This is a genomic window from Actinomadura sp. K4S16 (genome assembly GCF_008327685.1).
GTDB lineage: Bacteria > Actinomycetota > Actinomycetes > Streptosporangiales > Streptosporangiaceae > Spirillospora.
In genome coordinates this window covers 218,002-233,552 of record NZ_BDDE01000018.1, presented here as the reverse complement: position 1 = coordinate 233,552, position 15,551 = coordinate 218,002, and the positions used below count along the sequence as shown (strand labels likewise).

Below are 15,551 nucleotides of genomic sequence, written 5' to 3'. Positions count from 1 at the left end.
GAGGCGACACACCCGGGAACGGTCGTATGGCGGCGCGGCAAAGGAGATTGGAACGTCCCTTGACACGGCATGGGCCGGAGATGGCCCTGCGCGGGTCTCGCCCCCGCGCCGCCACATACCGCATAATGGCGATCACAGTCCGTGGCGGTGTGCCGCGGACGGGCCAGGCGGGGGCGCGATGGCGACGCTGAATCCGGCGACGGGACGGTTCCGCCTCCCGGCGCGGCGACGAGCGGCGGCGGGCGGCGGCCCGGACCCCGTGCGGGCCGCCCTCGCGCCCCTGCTCGCCGCCCACCGCACCGCCCACAGGGCCGGGCCCGGCCGACCGGGCGGCCTGCCCGCGCGGTCCGCCGAGGCCGAGCTGCTGCGCGGCTACGCGGTGGCCGAGCGCATGCACCGCGGCCAGCTCCGCAAGTCCGGCGCCCCGTACATCACCCATCCGCTGGCCGTCGCGCTGATCCTCGCCGGCATGGGCCTGGACACCACGACCCTGGTCGCCGCGCTCCTGCACGACACCGTCGAGGACACCCCGTACACGCTCGGGGAGCTCCGCGCCGACTTCGGCGACGAGATCGCGGTGCTGGTGGACGGGGTCACCAAGCTGGACGGCAGCCGCTGGGGCGACCGCGCCGAGGCCGAGACGTTCCGCAAGATCGTGCTGGCCGCGGCGGCCGACCTGCGGGTCCTGGTGATCAAGCTGGCCGACCGGCTGCACAACCTGCGGACGCTGCGCCACCAGCCCGAGCACAAGCGCGCCCGCTACGCCCAGGCGTCCCACGAGCTGCTGGTCCCGTTCGCGGACCGGCTCGGCATCCACGTGCTCAAGCGGGAGATGGACGACCTCGCCTTCGCCGCCCGGCATCCGGAGGAGCACGAGGCGACGCGGCTCGCCGTCCGGGCGGCGCTGAGCCGGGCGGGCCCGACGTTCGGACCCGCGACGGCGCTGCTGCGCCCCTCGCTCGCCGAGCACGGCGTCAAGGCGCGGGTGGGGGTCAGGCCGTCCCACCTGTACGCGGTGCACCAGGCGTTCGGCGGCGGCCTGGCCGGGCTGCGGCCGTGCGAGGCGGCGCGGCTCCTGCTGCTGGTGGACGGCTCCACTGCCGACTGCTACATCGCGCTCGGCGCCGTCCACGCCGCGCTGCATCCGGTGGCCGGGCAGGTCCGCGACTTCATCGCGACGCCGAAGGACAACCTCTACCGCTCGCTGCACACCCGGGTGATCAGCCCGGACGGCGACCCGTTCGAAGTGATCATCCGCACCGAGGCGATGCACCCGGTCGCCGAGTACGGCATCGTCGCGCACATCAGGGACGCGGGCGGCGACACGGGCCCCACCGTCGCCGAGCGCCGCGACCTGGTGTGGCTGAGCCGGCTGCTGGCCTGGCAGTCGGGCGCGCCGTCCGCGGAGTTCCTGGACCGGCTGCGCGCCGACCTCGCCGCCGGCCATGTCGCCGCGTTCACCACCCGGGGCGACATCGTCCCGCTCCCCGCGGGCGCCACCGCGCTCGACTTCGCCTACGCGCTCGGCCCCGGCACCGGCGACCGCTGCATCGGCGCCCTGGTCAACGGCCGGCTTGCGCCCATGTCGGTGCAGATCCGCAGCGGCAACGTCGTGCAGATCCTCACCGACCCGGCGGGCGCCCCCTCCGAGGACTGGCTCGGCTTCGCCGTCTCGGTGCCCGCGCGCCTCCACATCCAGCGGCGCCTCGCCCTGCGCCGCGCCGAGCAGGAGGCCGAGGCCGGACGGCGCCGCCTCGTCCGGGCGCTGGCGGGACGCGACGTCGACCTGCTCGCCGCCGAGGCGCGCGGAGACTCCCTCGCCGTCGCCCGCGACCTCGGCTACTCCGACGCCGACGCGATGTACGCGGCGCTCGGCACCGGCGCCCTCGGCCTCGACGACCTGTTGGCCCGCTTCGTCCGCCCCTGAACCCCCGATTACGCTGGTGCCGTGGTGATCACATGAAGGCGTTCGAGTACGGCGTCGACGGGCCGAAAGTGATCGTGGCGGGGGTGGACGGCTCCGAGACGTCGCTGCGCGCCGGGGCGTACGCGTGGGGGCTCGCGCGCCGCGGCGGCGCCCGGCTCGTCGTCGTGCACGTCGCGCACGTCGCCTCGATGGGCAGCCTCACCCCGGGCGGGGCCGCCGCGCTGCGCGAGACCGCCGACGAGATCTCCGCGCAGATCCAGCGGGAGCTGGAGGCCGCCGCGGGACGCGGGGAGGTCCGCTACGACTTCGTCACCGAGATGGGCGACCCCTACACCGTGCTCGCCCGCGTCGCCGACGAGTCCCGCGCGGACGCCGTGATCGTCGGCGCGTCGGCGCAGGCCGGGCACCGGCTGATCGGGTCCGTCGCCGTCCGGCTGGTCAAGGCGGGGCGGTGGCCGGTGACCGTCGTGCCCTGAGGTCCTCCCGCGCGAGCTTCGGCTGACGGCCCCGGACGAGCCGGTGGACGTGCAGGTGCGGCGGCGGCTCCGGCACGTCCGGGTCGTCTCCTCGGCGGCCCCCGACCCGCTGACGATCATGGTCGGGCGCGTCTGAACGGGCCGTCCCACGGAAACTGCCGGGTGGATGCCGCGACCACGGCGCACAGCAGCGCCACCACGGCCGACCCGCCGGCCAGGTTGATCCCGGACGTCGCGAGCGCCGCGTCGAGCCTGCCGTGCAGCGTCAGCGGCAGGATCGTCAGCAGCGCCACCGCGATCCCGCCGATCCAGGCGAACGCCCGGACCGGGCGCGCCGCCGACGACAGCAGCAGGTGCATCAGCGCGGTGGCCTGGATGGTCGCCGCCGAGGCGCACAGCGCGTAGCTGGTCGCGGCGGGCGCGGCGGCGGTGTGGCCGCCCGCGAACACCGGCACCTCGACGCCGAACGCCGACCGCAGCCCGATCACCACGGCGAACGAGAGGCCCCCGCCGACCAGCGCGGCGGAGATCCCCGTCCACCACAGCGGGCGCAGCGGCGGTCCGGCCCCTTCCCTGGAGACCTCCTCGTGGAGCGCGATGAAGTCCTCGTACCGTTTGGGCGGCGCTTCCATCGGGCGCCGCCGCGCCGCGGAGGGGCAGCGGAACGAGCGTTCCCACGGCCGCGGCGCTGGGCGGCCGGCGTGCCTGCCCGGCAGGCCACCGGAGTCCCGCCCGAAGGATGAGTCGGGCATGGTGCCTCCCCCGGTGCGAACGTAGGAGTGCTACCCGGGGCCCTAGGGAGGAATTCGCGCAACGTCACCATTTTGCAGATGTTTGGCCGCGTTCCCCCGTATGGCAGAACACGGCGGAGCCCCGGGGAGCGCGTCCGGGGCTCCGAAGCCGCTCGGACCAGGCCCGTTCAGTCCGTTCCGGCAGGCCGAACCCGCGGGCCCGTCAGACCAGGCCGGCCTTCTCCAGCGCCGCGCAGCAGGTGCCCGTGATCAGGCGGGCCACCACGTACGGGTCGACGTTGGCGTTCGGACGGCGGTCCTCGATGTAGCCCTTCTTCTCCACCTCGACCTGCCACGGGATGCGCACCGAGGCGCCGCGGTTCGACACGCCGTAGCTGAACTCGCTCCACGGGGCCGTCTCGTGCATGCCGGTCAGCCGCCGCTCGATGTCGGCGCCGTACCCGGCGACGTGCTCCTGCGCCTTCTCGGCGAGCGCCTCGCACGCCGCGATGATCGCGTCGTAGCCCTCGCGCATGGCCTTGGTGGAGAAGTTGGTGTGCGCGCCGGCGCCGTTCCAGTCGCCCTCGACCGGCTTCGGGTCGAGCGTCGCGGACACGTCGTGGTTCTCGGCGATGCGGTAGAGCAGCCACCGGGCGACCCACAGGTGGTCGCCGACCTCGAGCGTGCCCGCCGGGCCGATCTGGAACTCCCACTGGCCGGGCATGACCTCGGCGTTGATGCCGGAGATCTTCAGGCCCGCGGCCAGGCAGGCGTCCAGGTGCTCCTCGACGATGTCGCGGCCGAACACCTCGTCCGCGCCCACGCCGCAGTAGTAGAAGCCCTGCGGGGCCGGGTAGCCGCGCTCCGGGAAGCCGAGCGGGCGGCCGTCCTTGTAGAAGGTGTACTCCTGCTCGATGCCGTACCAGGAGTCCTGGGCCGCGTACTGCTCGGCCACGGGCCGCAGCTTGGCCCGGGTGTTGGTCTCGTGGGGCGTGCCGTCGACGAGGTAGACCTCGCACAGCACCAGCTTGTTGTCCCCGCCCCTGATCGGGTCGGGGCAGGAGAAGACCGGCTTCAGCACGCAGTCCGAGTGGTCGCCGGGCGCCTGGTTCGTGCTGGACCCGTCGAACCCCCAGTCCGGCAGGTCGGCCCCGTCGGCGAGGATCCTCGTCTTCGACCGCAGCCGGGCGGTCGGCTCGGTGCCGTCGATCCAGATGTACTCGGCCTTGTAGCTCAACATCGGTCCCTTCGTCGCTGCCGGGCCTTGCGGGTTCGGCCTCACAGAACGTGCCAACTGGGCATTTCGCACCTGTTGCCCTTTTGTGAACGGCATGTAACACGCAACGCGACCTGCTGAGACGTTCCTCACACGCCGTGCCCGCACGCCGGCCCGGGCGTCCGAGAACGCCTCGCACACCCCACCGAAGCGCCCTCAAGCATCCGATACGAGACAATAAGGCAATTTTCCGCCATTTACTAAACCTTATCTCCCGCCCAGGCTGAACCCTCGCATGTTTCTTTAACTCCTCCACACCGGCCGCATGATCAGTTCGGTTCATGATGAGCGAGGATCCGTAGCAAAGGTCCCGATCAAGGAGCCGTAGAACGGGGGAAGAGAATGAAGCGAGTATTCGCGGCCTCAGTGGGCACGGCCGTCGCAGTGACGGGGTTCGCCTCCATGGCGCCGGCGAGCCAGGCGGCCGACGGCGGCAGGCACCGCGTCCACGTGGTGAAGCCCGGCCATTCGATCCAGCGGGCGGTCGACCGCGCCCGGCCCGGCGACACCATCCTGCTCAAGGCGGGCCGCTACAAGGGCGGCGTCCTCGTCCGCAAGCGCCTCACCATCCGCGGCGAGGGGAACCGGACCATCCTGCGCCCGGGCCGCCACGACCACTGCGCGAAGGCCAAGGCGCCCGGCATGGGGATCTGCGTGGTCGGCACGCCGCGGCACAAGGTCCACGGCGTGACGATCCGGAACCTGACCGTGTGGGGTTTCAAGAACACCGGCGTCTACGGCATGCACACCGACCGCCTCAGCGTCCTGGCCGTCCTGGCCAAGAACAACGGTGAGTACGGCATCACCGAGTTCCGCTCCACGCGCGGCCGGTTCCTCTGGAACTGGACCATCGACAACCGCGAGGACGCCGGCCTGTACGTCGGCGACACCCCCGACGCGCGCGGGACCGTCGTCGCCGGCAACCACAGCCTCGGCAACACCCTCGGCGTCCTCGTCCGTCACGCCCACCACGTCGTGGTCCGCGACAACGAGGTCGCCGGCAACTGCGTCGGCATCGCCCTGGTGGACGACGGCCAGGTGGGCGGCCAGGGCCACAACGCGGTCTGGAAGAACAAGGTCGTCAAGAACAACCGGACCTGCGAAGCGCACGAGGAGGTCCCCGCGCTCGGCGGCACGGGCATCCTGCTCATCGGCGGCGAGCACAACACGATCGCGAAGAACGTCGTGAAGTTCAACCGCGGGGCGCTGCCCTCGTCCGGCGGGATCGTCCTCCTTCCGGGCGAGCCCCAGAGGAACGGCCACGCCCGCCCTGCCCGGTACAACCTGATCGAGGACAACGTCGCCCTGCGGAACGCTCCGTTCGACCTGGTCGACAGGAGCGGCAGCAGGACCAACCGCTTCCGCGACAACAAGTGCCGGACCTCGGACCCGCGCCACCTCTGCAGGCACCACCACTGAGCGGAGACGCCACTGGCAGGACCCCGCTCCCGTACCCGGGAGCGGGGTCCTCTCACTCCGGCGGGCCTCCGCCGCGCAGGAACCGCTCCCCGAGCGGCGTCAGCGCGTGGTGCACCGTCTTGCCCCGGCGCTCGCTGGTGAGGAGCCCGGCGCCGCGCAGGGCGGTGGCGTGCTGGGAGGCGGACGCCGCGCTGACCCCAAGCCGGGCCGCCAGCGTCCCGGTCGTGAGCTCCCCGTCCGCGCCCACCAGCCGGATCACGGCGGCCCTGGTCCGCCCGAACACCTGCGGCAGGGTGTCGCCCGTTCCGGTGAGCGGCCGGGACGAGGGGACCACCACGGTCGCGGGGCCGGCGCCGGCGACCATGACGCGCGGCCCGGTCACGAACACCGAGGGGATGAGCAGGAGCCCGCGCCCGCCGAGGCGGACGTCCCCGTCGCGCAACGTCTCGACCTCAAGCACCGGGGCCGTCCAGCGGATGGCGGGATGCAGGCTCCCGAGCAGGCCGCCGATCCCGTCGCGGGCCATCGTCCGGGCGTGCCGGGACGCCTCGGCGCACAGGTGGTCGCTGAGGTCGGACCACGAGTCGGCCAGCGCGGCGCTGTGGAAGTCGCGGAGCCCGCGGACCAGCGCCCGCATGGTCTCTCCGTCCCCGCCGGCGAGGCGGGGCAGCCACGAGGCCGGCGGCCGCGGGCCGTGCGAGCGCTCCAGCTCGTCGCGGATCCGCCGGACGGGCGTCGAGGCGACGGCATCCAGCTCCGATTCGAACCCCGGCACCACCGTGTACGGCGTCAGGAAGTCGGGGAACCAGCGTCCGGGCGGCACCAGGTCGAGCAGCAGGCGGGACGGGCCGGTGAGCCCGGCGCGCGTCCGCGACCGCCAGCCGCCGGGAATCGGCTCCGGCCCGACGGCGCGCAGGGCCTGGGCCCCGAGAACGGTCTGGGCGATCGGCGAGAGGCCGGGGGTGATGCGAATCCGGGTGAGGTCCTCATAGTCGAGCCAGAGCCGGAGCATGGGTCGGAGAATACGACATTTAACCTATTTCTGAAATCATTGCACCCGGCGCGGAACGTGCTGGAAGGTGCGGGCATGAATCGACTCCGCCTGTTCTGCCGTGCCGTTCCGCTGATGGTGTTCGCCGCCGTGGCCGCGGTCGCCCTCCCCGTCCGCGCCGACGACGGCACGAGCGTCCGCGAGGGCGACATCAACGGGGTCCCCTACCGCGTCGAGGTCCCCGCCCGCTGGAACGGGACACTGCTGCTGTGGAGCCACGGCGCGTACAGCCTGGAGTTCCCGGCGCCCTCGGAGATCTCGCTGACGAACCACCCGGCCACCCGGCAGTGGCTGCTCGACCACGGGTACGCGCTCGCGGCCTCGCAGTTCCGCGTCGCGCAGGGCTGGGGGGTGGTCGAGTCCGGGCTGAAGGACCAGATCGACCTGCTCGACTGGTTCACCGCGAACGTCGGAAAGCCCCGGCGCACCGTGTCGGCGGGCTCGTCCGCCGGCGGCCTGACCTCGGTGCTCCTGGCGGAACGCAACCCTGGCCGCTTCGCCGGCGTCGCCTCCCTCTGCGGAGTGCTCGGCGGCACGACGGGCCACTTCAACAGCGCCCTCGACACCAACTTCGCGGTCAAGACGCTCCTGGCGCCCGACCTGGAGCTGGTGCGCATCAAGGACCCGCAGGCCAACACATCCAGCGCCCGGCGCGCGCTCGGGACCGCCCTGGGCGACCCCGGCGGCCGCGCCCGCCTCGCCCTCGCCGCCGCCCTCGCGGACATCCCCGGCCGCTACACCTCGCGGGCACCGGCGCCGGACACGGTCGCCGGCCAGGTGGAGCAGCAGGTCTACTACGCCGCCTACGACCGCGGCGCCTTCTGGGGCGCCAACCGCGCCGACATCGAGAAGCGCGCGGGCGGCAACCCGTCCTGGAACACCGGTGTGGACTACCGGGCGCTCCTCGCCCGCTCCAGCCAGAAGGCCCTGGTCAAGCGCGCCTACCGCGAGGCCGGCCTGAGCCTCCGCGACGACCTCGCCCGCCTGAACGCGGCACCGCGCGTCAAGGCGGACCCCGCCGCCGTCCGCTACCTCGACCGGTACGGCACCCCCACCGGCCGGACCCCCTCGCCGGTCGTCACCCTGCACTCGACGGGCGACGGCAACGTCCCGCCGGAGAACCAGCGGTGGTACGCCGAACACGTGCGCAACCCGGCGAACCTGAGGCAGCTCTACGTCGACCGCGGCTACCACTGCTCCTTCACCGCCTCCGAAGAGATCGCGACGCTGCGGACGCTGCTCACCCGGATGAACACCCACCGCTGGCCGGACACGCGACCGGCGACCCTCAACCGCTTCGCGGGGTCGCTTGCGCCTGACTACCAGACGGTGTTCGACATGGACCCCGAGCCCGGCATGCACCCCACGACCCCGTCCTTCACCTACCACCACCCAGGCCGCTACCTGCGCCCGTAAGAGGCACCATCCACAGAGGCCATGGTCCGCGGGGGCGAACCATGGCCTCTGTGCGATGAGTTCGGCGGTCGAGCGGAGTCCACACGTACAGACCCTGCCGCAACCCTGGAGGAGCGATGACCGCCAAGGCCCTGCCACCCGTCGTCGACGCCGAGACCTGGCGTCGCCAGCTCGACGACCTGCGCGCCCGCGAGAAGGCCGCGACCCGCGAACTCGACGCGATCGCCGCCCAGCGCCGCCGCCTGCCGATGGTCGAGATGCCCGAGTACACCCTGGAAGGCGAAGAGGGCCCGGTCAGCCTGGCCGAGATCTTCGACGGGAGGTCCCAGCTGATCGTCTACAACCACATGTGGTTCCCTGGCGAGAAGTGGCAGTGCCCGGGCTGCACAGGCTTCACGTCCCAGTTCACCCGCTTGGAGTTCCTGGACGCCTACGACGCGCGCTTCGTCATCGTCACCCAGGGCCCGATCGACGAGGCCCTCGCCTACAAGAAGCGCGTCGGCAACAAGATGACCTGGTACTCCACCGCGAACAGCTCGTTCGGCACCGACGTGGGCGCCCCTCCCGGCGGCGGCTTCGCGGTCAACGTCTTCCTACGCGACGGCGACACCGTCTACCGCACCTGGCACACCAACGGCCGGGGCACCGAGCAGCTCAGCCACACCTTCCCCCTGATCGACCTGCTCCCCTACGGCCGCCAGGAAGAATGGCAGGACGCCCCCGAAGGCTGGCCCCAGTCCCCCACCTACACCCGCTGGGCAGGCTCCGAAGAAATAGCAGCCAACTACGGCCAGGACGCCTGACACGCCGCGGCCTCCTGGAAAAGGCTTCGACGTGAAGCGCGAGGCCGGGCATGCTTCCCACCGTGCATGAGAACGGCGACCATCGCGGGCGGTACACGCTGACCGACGAGAACGGCCACGTGTGGGGAGCATGCCCGACGGTGGAGGGTTTCTTCGGAAACCACCAACGCGGGACTTACGAACTCTTCGGCTGGATCCCGGAATGCGCTGAGATTCCAGACCGGCCTGGCAACGGGGTGTGGCTGGTGCCCGACGACAAGGCGCTTGACCCCTGGCGCCTGGATGACGTGGAGAACCTAGGGCGGTGTCGGGGAGCCGACAGCCTCGTGATGAGGGGCCTGGACGAATTCGAAGGCCCACCCGAGGGATACAGAGGCCCGGTCCGAGTACACAACGGTCACCGCTGGCTGGGCTCCTGCCGAGAATTCACCCGGATCCTGCCCGCCGAGGAGGTGCCCGCGCTCGTCCTGCGGCGCCTCGTTCCAAGCGACCGGCTTCTGACGGCGCTGGCGACGGGCACCCGCCGAGCACTGAACCTGGGAGAGGCCACCCTGGAGGTAAGGGCTGACCACGGAGCCCTACTCCTCAAAGAAGTGCTGTGGCCCAAGATCAGTGCCTGGGCGCCCTCGTTCCCCGGATCCGGCCTGATCGACCTCCATCTCGCCGAAGGGACCTTCACGCCCGTGCACGAACGCGCCCGGCCCCTCTGGGACCAATGGTTCACCGGCCCGCCGGCCTCCAAGGGCGCCTGGACCGGCCTCGACACCGGGCCCCGAGGAGACTGGCTCACCCTCGTCCGCCAACGCGGCTGCCAGATCACCCATCGTGCCCGGCCGGCCGGCCACACCTACGAACTCGACGGTCGGCACGTCACCGACGAACCCGGCCTCTACCTCGCGCTCGGCGAGGCCGTGAACGGCCCGGGCGGCTACTTCGGCGGTTGCCTGCCCGCCCTGGCCGACTGCCTGTACGGCGGCTTCGGCTACACCGCCCCCTCGACCCTGCTCTGGCGCGACGCTGCGACCGCCCGGGAGCATCTGTCCCGCACCCTGAGTCCTGAGGGCGAGGAGTACAGCCTCTTCTCGGTAGTCCTCGATGTCCTGGCCGAGCGTGGGATGAGCGTCACCCTGGCATGATGCGGACCTCCTGTGCTTCCGCGTGTGAGACCTGAGGACCATGGGCAAATGGATGTGGCTGACCAGGTACGACGGTGCCGAGGCCGCGGCTGTGCTAGATCATCCGCACGGCCTGCACGCGGGCCTCGAGCGGCTGTTCAACGTCTGGGAGGACCTGCCCGTCGGCCTCGGATACGACCCGTCCGGCTCCTTGAGGAAGCTCGAGGCGGTGGACACCCACAGGGCTTGGGACGCCCTGCACGTCCTGCTGACCGGCCACCCGAACGAGGATTACGAGCAAGCCTCAGGGGCCCCACCCGCATGCGACGTGGTGATGGGCGGCCTAGTCATGAACGAAACCGGGAAAGGCTCCCTCCTACACGTCCCGCGCCTCCTACGCCCCGACCGGGTACGAGCGGTAGACGCCTTCCTATGCGACCTAGACCGCGACACCCTGATCCGTGAACGCCACGCGCACCTGAAGGAACTCCAGCCCTACTCCTTCGAAGGCTGGGGCCGCCTCCCAAGCGGCGAGGACGGCGACATGGTGCAACAAGGCGTCCTGGCAAAGGCCTTCGACACCGTCCGCGACTTCTACACCCGCGCCGCCACCGCCAACAACGCCGTAATCAAAGAACTCGCCTAGTCGGAAGGCCCCGCCGGAGGCGTGTTGGAATCGCAGCCCTCGTGGTCGGGCGGCGGCGCGCACCCTGGCCCTTGTCACGGATCACGGTGAAGCTTTTCGCGGATCTGCTTCTCTTCTTCTGGTGTGATGGTCGATGCCGCACTGCGTATGAACAGGCCGAGCTCATACATGGTGTTCAGGACTACTCTGATCTCGACGTCGAGTTCCTTTGCGAGCTCGTAGATACGCCTCGTCATCGCATCGGCCCCTGTCCGCCATGGCTCTTGTGATCGTCCACAGTTCGACTCAGCTGGAACCAGAGGACGACGCGCGGACGTGCCAGATAGCCCCCGTGGGAGGCCGACAAGTGCGGGCCGGCGGCGCGGCCCCCGTGACCACCGTCAGCCGTCGGGCCGGGCGGCTCTGGCGTGATGCGCGGCCGGGCGCGCGCCGCCGGGGACCGGCGCCCACGCCGCGCGCTCCGGCGACGGGCCGCGCCACGGGCGCGAGCGCCGCCACCCCTTGATCCCAAACAGCTCACCGGCGGAGAACGTCGACCAGATCGGGGAGATTCAGGCGGAGCAAGTCCTGCGCCAGACGGTCGCGCTCATCGTCGGTGGTCACGGGCAGCAGGCTACTCAGTCCGCCTGCCCGGGCCCGAAGAACGTTCCTGTTCTCCGGGCTGGTCACTCAGTTGGTCACCCACAAGATCGAAGGCCATGATCCGCGGGGGCGGATCATGGCCTTGACGTGGGTGGGCGCGGACGGTTTCGAACCGCCGACTCCTCGCTTGCAAGGAGCCGTGATCATCAACTGGACGGCGCTCACCTGGGCGTTCACAACCCGTCCGGGAGGGCGCACGCTCTCTGCCCACAGACCTAATGGCACGCTAATGGCACGGACGCGCGGCAAGATCACACAGGCTGATCAAGGTTCTGAGCTGCTACGCCTCACAGCTTCTGCGCTCCCGTCTGGCACGCAAGCGGCACGGGGCCGTCCTCCCGCATGGCACGCACACCACTCCCCCGCCTGAGCTTCCCGTCTGCCGTCGTCCCGCGCTCCGCGCGGCCGGGCCAGGGCCAGGGGGTGAAGGTGGAGCGCCCCACCGGACGAACGACCTTCACCCCCTGGCCCTGGTCCGGTAGATCCCCGATCGGGACGACGGCAGACGGGAAGCTCAGGCCCACACCCCAACCCGCGGCAACCGTCACGGACACGCCCCCTACTTCCCGGAGCCGGAGTGCCCCCCGCCGGAGGCAGAATGGCCGATCGATAGAGACGGGGCAAGGATGAGCGATGCTGAGGTCTTGGGTGCCTGGTGGCGCTCATTGGTTGATCAGGCTCGGGAGGTGACCACGGTCCGGGCGCTGTGGTTCGGCATCGTGGAGTTGGCGGGGACCGAGGGCGCCAGTTGGAATCTGTATGTGGGCGGGTGTCGGGAGTTCGCTCGGGAGGATGACACAGGCGACTGGGCCGCTGAGCCTGCTTGGTGGCCAGAGGGGCGCTACCTATTCCTGACTGGCTTGAACGAGCGTGCAGAGGACGGCGCTGACGCGATGCTGGCGTATGTGGCCGGCCTCGTCCGCTCTCTGGCTCCCGAGCAGTCTTGGCCTGGCCTCCTGGAGGGGGTTGCAGTCGGTTTCGATGACGGTGATTTTGCGCTGACTTGGACCTCTTAGCGGCGGCGCGTGGCCCGTGACCGCCAGCAGTTGGCGGACGGAGCGGCGGCGGCACGATGCCCGGCCCGGCGCGGCACGGCCGTCTCGAGCGATGGACGACAAGATCAACAAAGCCGACTCGGATGACGACGATGGGGCGGCCGGAGCACTCGCGATCGTGGGCTAATGGCACGCTAATGGCACGAGACCCCGTTTCCGATCTTGGAAACGGGGTCTTTTGGCTGGTGGGCGCGGACGGTTTCGAACCGCCGACTCCTCGCTTGTAAGGCGAGTGCTCTACCCCTGAGCTACGCGCCCGCGTTGCCGGGAAAGCGTACCTGGTTCTTGGGGGCGATCGCGAAGCGGCGGGGGGCGGGGCAGGTCAGGCCATGGCCTCGCGGACCAGGTGGGTGTCAGTGAACTGTTCGAAGTCGGTGATCTCTCCGGCCTGGACGCGCCAGACGTGGACGAAGCGGACGCGCATGCCCTTGCCGGTGTTGCGGTAGGTGCCCGAGTAGTGGCCGATCGCTACCACGGTTCCGTCGCCGCCGTCGATCAGTTCGTCGGGGTCGGCGCGGAAGCCCTTCCACTCCTTGGCGAGGCGGCCGAACACGCCGGCCTTGATGGCTTCCGTGCCCACATAGGTGCCCGCGTAGGGGAAACCGGCCATCTCGGTCCATGCCACGCTCTCGGCGAACTTCTCGACCATGCCGGCCAGGTCGCCGCGGGCCGAGGCCTCGTAGTGGGCCTTGACGATGTCGTATGCCTCGCTCATGTGGTGTCTCCCGTGTCGACGAGTCTGTCCGGCCCAGCGTCCCAGAGTGCCTTGGTTGCGCGGTCAGGGTCAGGTGGGTAGGCCGCCTAGGAGGCGTAGGGCCGTGCGCATCAGGGGTGGGTGGGCGAGGCCTTGGTGGGTTGCCAGGCGCATGAGGTGGGGGTTTTCCAGGGCGCGGGTGAAGGCTCGGCCTAGGGCGAAGGGGGTGCTGTTGGCACGGTTGACGGCGGCCGGGTACTTCCGCAGGACGTGTTCGGGGAACGGGGAGCGGAAGGCCGTTGTGATCACTTCGGCGGCCAGGCGGCCTGCCTCCAGGGCGTAGGAGATTCCCTCGCCGCTGGACGGGTTGACCATGCCGCCGGAGTCGCCCGCGAGGAGGACGCCCGGTAGGTAGTGGGGGCGGCGGCTGAAGCCCATGGGGAGGGCCGCGCCGCGTAGGGGGCCGACCGCGTTGTCTTCCGTGAAGCCCCAGGACGGGGGTAGGGAGGCTAGCCAGCGGGAGCAGAGCTGGTGGTAGTCGGGGTGGTCGGTGCGCAGGAACGCGACGCCGACGTTGCAGGTGCCGTCGCCCATGCCGAAGATCCAGCCGTATCCGGCGGGCGCCAGGTCGAGTTGGATCTCGAGGTACTCGTCATCGTGGCGGGGGCTGCGGAAGTAGCGGCGGCCCGCGATGCCGATGGGTCGGTCGCGGCGTGGACGCAGGCCGAGCGCTACCGAGAGGCGGGACGAGGCTCCGTCGGCGGCGATGACCAGGCGTGCCTTGTGGGTTCCGGTGGAGGTGCGGACGCCTTGCACACGGCCGTTCGCCGTCAGCGGTGCCGTCACCTTGGTGTTCTCTCGGAGGGTCGCGCCGGCGCGGACGGCGTTGCGGGCCAGGATCTCGTCCAGGTCGGCCCGGGTGCGGGTGAGGCCTAGGCCGCCGTTCGGCCAGGGCAGCTCTAGGCGGCGGTCCCCGCCGAGTAAGCGGACGCCTTTGGTCGGGAACCAGCCGGGGCCGGTCGTAACCACACCGAGGGACTTCAGCTCCTGGACGGCCCTCGGCGTCAGGCCGTCGCCGCACACTTTCTCGCGCGGGAACGAGGTCTTCTCCACCACTAGGACGTCGAGGCCGGAGCGGGCGAGGTGGGTCGCGGCGGACGAGCCCGCGGGGCCCGCGCCCACCACGATGACGTCGTGCATCACAGGTACCGATTGAACCAGTCGGCGGCCTGCGCGGTGACCTCTTCGAGCGCTCCGGGCTCCTCGAACAGATGGGTCGCGCCGGAGATCACATGGACCTCGGAGACGGGGAGGCTGCGGTGCGCCTGCTCGTTCAGCTCCAGCACCTCGGTGTCGCGCCCGCCGACGAGCAGCAGTACGGGGGCCTGGACCTGCGGGAGGGACGGCCCCGCCAGGTCGGGACGCCCGCCGCGGGAGACGACCGCGGCGATCTTCTCGGGACGGGCCGCGGCGGCGCCTAGGGCGGCGGCCGCGCCGGTGCTCGCGCCGAACAGGCCGATGGGGAGGCCCGCCGTGTGCGGGGCGGCTTCGAGGCCCTCGGCGAGCCCGTCGACCGCGCCGACGAGCCGCCGCGTGAGCAGGTCGATGTCGAAGCGGAGGGCCGCGGTCACCCGGTCGGCCTCCTCCTCGGGCTCGGTGAGCAGGTCGATGAGGAGCGTCCCGATCCCGGCCGCGTTGAGGCCTTCGGCGACCGCGCGGTTGCGGGGGCTGTGCCGGGAGCTGCCGCTGCCGTGCGCGAACAGGACGACGCCCCGCGCGCCGTCCGGGATCACCAGATCGCCCGGCAGCTCGGCGTCCGGCAGCGTCAGCGTGATCATATGTTCGGCGGCTCCGCGCTGATGTCGGCGAGGGCCGAGCGCTCGTCGCGCTGGACGGCCAGGTCGCCGATGGACACCATGCCGATCGGGCGGTCGCCGTCGACGACCGGGAGCCGGCGGACGGCGTGCGCCCGCATCAGCCGCACGGCCTCCTCGGCGTCCGCGGCGGGCTCGACGGTGATCATGTTGGTGCTGCAGACGTCGGAGACGGCCGTGCGGGCCATGTCGCGGTGCTCCGCCACGGCGCGGACGACGATGTCGCGGTCGGTGACCAGGCCCAGCAGCCGCCCATCGTGGACCACCAGGACGTCGCCGATGCCGTGCCGGCGCATGAGGTCTCCGACCTCGACCAGGTTCGTGTCCGGGGACACCGCCACGGGCACGGGCGTCATCACTTCGTTCACCCTCTGGGACATGCGAGACCTCCTCCCCCGGCTCCCTCGAAGGCTCGCGTACCCAGCG

At 71.3% G+C, this 15,551-nt stretch carries 15 protein-coding genes and 1 tRNA gene; 7 read left to right on the top strand and 9 right to left on the bottom strand.

The genetic code is table 11. The annotated features are described in order from the left end of the window. Positions 1 to 178 precede the first annotated feature (178 nt). Positions 179 to 1,927: a bifunctional (p)ppGpp synthetase/guanosine-3',5'-bis(diphosphate) 3'-pyrophosphohydrolase gene (locus K4S16_RS29230; protein ID WP_149262261.1), complete on the top strand. Its 1,749-nt coding sequence runs from the start codon at positions 179 to 181 to the stop codon at positions 1,925 to 1,927. Positions 1,928 to 1,959: 32 nt separating this feature from the next. Beyond that, positions 1,960 to 2,403 (top strand): universal stress protein, encoded by a 444-nt coding sequence (locus K4S16_RS29225; RefSeq protein ID WP_149262260.1) that lies wholly within the window; start codon positions 1,960 to 1,962, stop codon positions 2,401 to 2,403. A 116-nt stretch (positions 2,404 to 2,519) separates the two neighbouring features. Here the strand turns inward: K4S16_RS29225 and K4S16_RS29220 are convergent, their stop codons facing one another. Both K4S16_RS29220 and glnII read right to left on the bottom strand, forming a co-directional pair. Next, on the bottom strand, positions 2,520 to 3,155 hold the full coding sequence (locus K4S16_RS29220) for a hypothetical protein (RefSeq protein ID WP_149262259.1): 636 nt from the start codon (positions 3,153 to 3,155) through the stop codon (positions 2,520 to 2,522). 202 nt (positions 3,156 to 3,357) lie between these two features. After that, entirely contained in the window at positions 3,358 to 4,374 is a 1,017-nt protein-coding gene (gene glnII / locus K4S16_RS29215) for a glutamine synthetase GlnII (protein WP_235037136.1), read from the bottom strand. 378 nt (positions 4,375 to 4,752) lie between these two features. Between glnII and K4S16_RS29210 the strand changes: the two genes are divergently transcribed. Further along, positions 4,753 to 5,829 carry a nitrous oxide reductase family maturation protein NosD gene (locus tag K4S16_RS29210; protein WP_149262258.1) on the top strand — a complete coding sequence of 359 codons (1,077 nt, stop codon included), beginning with the start codon at positions 4,753 to 4,755 and terminating at the stop codon, positions 5,827 to 5,829. A 52-nt stretch (positions 5,830 to 5,881) separates the two neighbouring features. Here the strand turns inward: K4S16_RS29210 and K4S16_RS29205 are convergent, their stop codons facing one another. Then, a complete protein-coding gene (locus tag K4S16_RS29205) occupies positions 5,882 to 6,841 on the bottom strand; it encodes a DUF5937 family protein (RefSeq protein WP_149262257.1) in 960 nt (319 codons plus the stop codon). Positions 6,842 to 6,916: 75 nt separating this feature from the next. Here K4S16_RS29205 and K4S16_RS29200 point away from each other — a divergent pair, with 75 nt between their 5' ends. The 4 genes from K4S16_RS29200 to K4S16_RS29185 all read left to right on the top strand — a co-directional run bounded on the left by K4S16_RS29200 (position 6,917) and on the right by K4S16_RS29185 (position 10,860). Then, the gene (locus K4S16_RS29200; RefSeq protein ID WP_149262256.1) at positions 6,917 to 8,296 is read left to right on the top strand and encodes a S9 family peptidase; all 1,380 of its coding nucleotides are present in this window, start codon (positions 6,917 to 6,919) and stop codon (positions 8,294 to 8,296) included. A 116-nt stretch (positions 8,297 to 8,412) separates the two neighbouring features. Beyond that, positions 8,413 to 9,099 carry a DUF899 family protein gene (locus tag K4S16_RS29195; protein WP_149262255.1) on the top strand — a complete coding sequence of 229 codons (687 nt, stop codon included), beginning with the start codon at positions 8,413 to 8,415 and terminating at the stop codon, positions 9,097 to 9,099. Between the two features lie 50 nt (positions 9,100 to 9,149). Beyond that, complete coding sequence (locus tag K4S16_RS29190; RefSeq protein ID WP_149262254.1) at positions 9,150 to 10,235, top strand: barstar family protein; 1,086 nt, start codon at positions 9,150 to 9,152, stop codon at positions 10,233 to 10,235. A 52-nt stretch (positions 10,236 to 10,287) separates the two neighbouring features. Continuing rightward, entirely contained in the window at positions 10,288 to 10,860 is a 573-nt protein-coding gene (locus K4S16_RS29185) for a DUF1877 family protein (RefSeq protein ID WP_160161070.1), read from the top strand. A 74-nt stretch (positions 10,861 to 10,934) separates the two neighbouring features. On the opposite strand, the gene K4S16_RS29180 is transcribed toward K4S16_RS29185, so the two are convergent. The 6 genes from K4S16_RS29180 to K4S16_RS29155 all read right to left on the bottom strand — a co-directional run bounded on the left by K4S16_RS29180 (position 10,935) and on the right by K4S16_RS29155 (position 15,505). After that, positions 10,935 to 11,096: a translation initiation factor IF-2 N-terminal domain-containing protein gene (locus tag K4S16_RS29180; RefSeq protein WP_149262252.1), complete on the bottom strand. Its 162-nt coding sequence runs from the start codon at positions 11,094 to 11,096 to the stop codon at positions 10,935 to 10,937. 1,644 nt (positions 11,097 to 12,740) lie between these two features. Continuing rightward, positions 12,741 to 12,815, bottom strand: a tRNA-Val gene (locus K4S16_RS29175). A 64-nt stretch (positions 12,816 to 12,879) separates the two neighbouring features. Then, positions 12,880 to 13,272, bottom strand: a complete 393-nt coding sequence (locus K4S16_RS29170) for a nuclear transport factor 2 family protein (protein WP_149262251.1) — start codon at positions 13,270 to 13,272, stop codon at positions 12,880 to 12,882. 69 nt (positions 13,273 to 13,341) lie between these two features. Further along, positions 13,342 to 14,451 (bottom strand): geranylgeranyl reductase family protein, encoded by a 1,110-nt coding sequence (locus K4S16_RS29165; protein ID WP_235037165.1) that lies wholly within the window; start codon positions 14,449 to 14,451, stop codon positions 13,342 to 13,344. Then, on the bottom strand, positions 14,451 to 15,089 hold the full coding sequence (locus K4S16_RS29160; protein WP_149262249.1) for a dienelactone hydrolase family protein: 639 nt from the start codon (positions 15,087 to 15,089) through the stop codon (positions 14,451 to 14,453). Before K4S16_RS29160 ends, K4S16_RS29165 begins: the two co-directional genes overlap by 1 nt. Then, positions 15,086 to 15,505: a CBS domain-containing protein gene (locus K4S16_RS29155; protein WP_149262248.1), complete on the bottom strand. Its 420-nt coding sequence runs from the start codon at positions 15,503 to 15,505 to the stop codon at positions 15,086 to 15,088. Before K4S16_RS29155 ends, K4S16_RS29160 begins: the two co-directional genes overlap by 4 nt. Positions 15,506 to 15,551: the final 46 nt, after the last annotated feature.

Coding starts and splice junctions, on each gene's coding strand:
- K4S16_RS29160 (WP_149262249.1), bottom strand. CDS start 15,089: ATGATCACGCTGACGCTGCCGGACGCCGAGCTGCCGGGCGATCTGGTG.
- K4S16_RS29180 (WP_149262252.1), bottom strand. CDS start 11,096: ATGACGAGGCGTATCTACGAGCTCGCAAAGGAACTCGACGTCGAGATC.
- K4S16_RS29200 (WP_149262256.1), top strand. CDS start 6,917: ATGAATCGACTCCGCCTGTTCTGCCGTGCCGTTCCGCTGATGGTGTTC.
- glnII (WP_235037136.1), bottom strand. CDS start 4,374: ATGTTGAGCTACAAGGCCGAGTACATCTGGATCGACGGCACCGAGCCG.
- K4S16_RS29205 (WP_149262257.1), bottom strand. CDS start 6,841: ATGCTCCGGCTCTGGCTCGACTATGAGGACCTCACCCGGATTCGCATC.
- K4S16_RS29225 (WP_149262260.1), top strand. CDS start 1,960: ATGAAGGCGTTCGAGTACGGCGTCGACGGGCCGAAAGTGATCGTGGCG.
- K4S16_RS29210 (WP_149262258.1), top strand. CDS start 4,753: ATGAAGCGAGTATTCGCGGCCTCAGTGGGCACGGCCGTCGCAGTGACG.
- K4S16_RS29155 (WP_149262248.1), bottom strand. CDS start 15,505: ATGTCCCAGAGGGTGAACGAAGTGATGACGCCCGTGCCCGTGGCGGTG.
- K4S16_RS29190 (WP_149262254.1), top strand. CDS start 9,150: ATGCTTCCCACCGTGCATGAGAACGGCGACCATCGCGGGCGGTACACG.
- K4S16_RS29165 (WP_235037165.1), bottom strand. CDS start 14,451: ATGCACGACGTCATCGTGGTGGGCGCGGGCCCCGCGGGCTCGTCCGCC.
- K4S16_RS29230 (WP_149262261.1), top strand. CDS start 179: ATGGCGACGCTGAATCCGGCGACGGGACGGTTCCGCCTCCCGGCGCGG.
- K4S16_RS29195 (WP_149262255.1), top strand. CDS start 8,413: ATGACCGCCAAGGCCCTGCCACCCGTCGTCGACGCCGAGACCTGGCGT.
- K4S16_RS29220 (WP_149262259.1), bottom strand. CDS start 3,155: ATGCCCGACTCATCCTTCGGGCGGGACTCCGGTGGCCTGCCGGGCAGG.
- K4S16_RS29170 (WP_149262251.1), bottom strand. CDS start 13,272: ATGAGCGAGGCATACGACATCGTCAAGGCCCACTACGAGGCCTCGGCC.
- K4S16_RS29185 (WP_160161070.1), top strand. CDS start 10,288: ATGTGGCTGACCAGGTACGACGGTGCCGAGGCCGCGGCTGTGCTAGAT.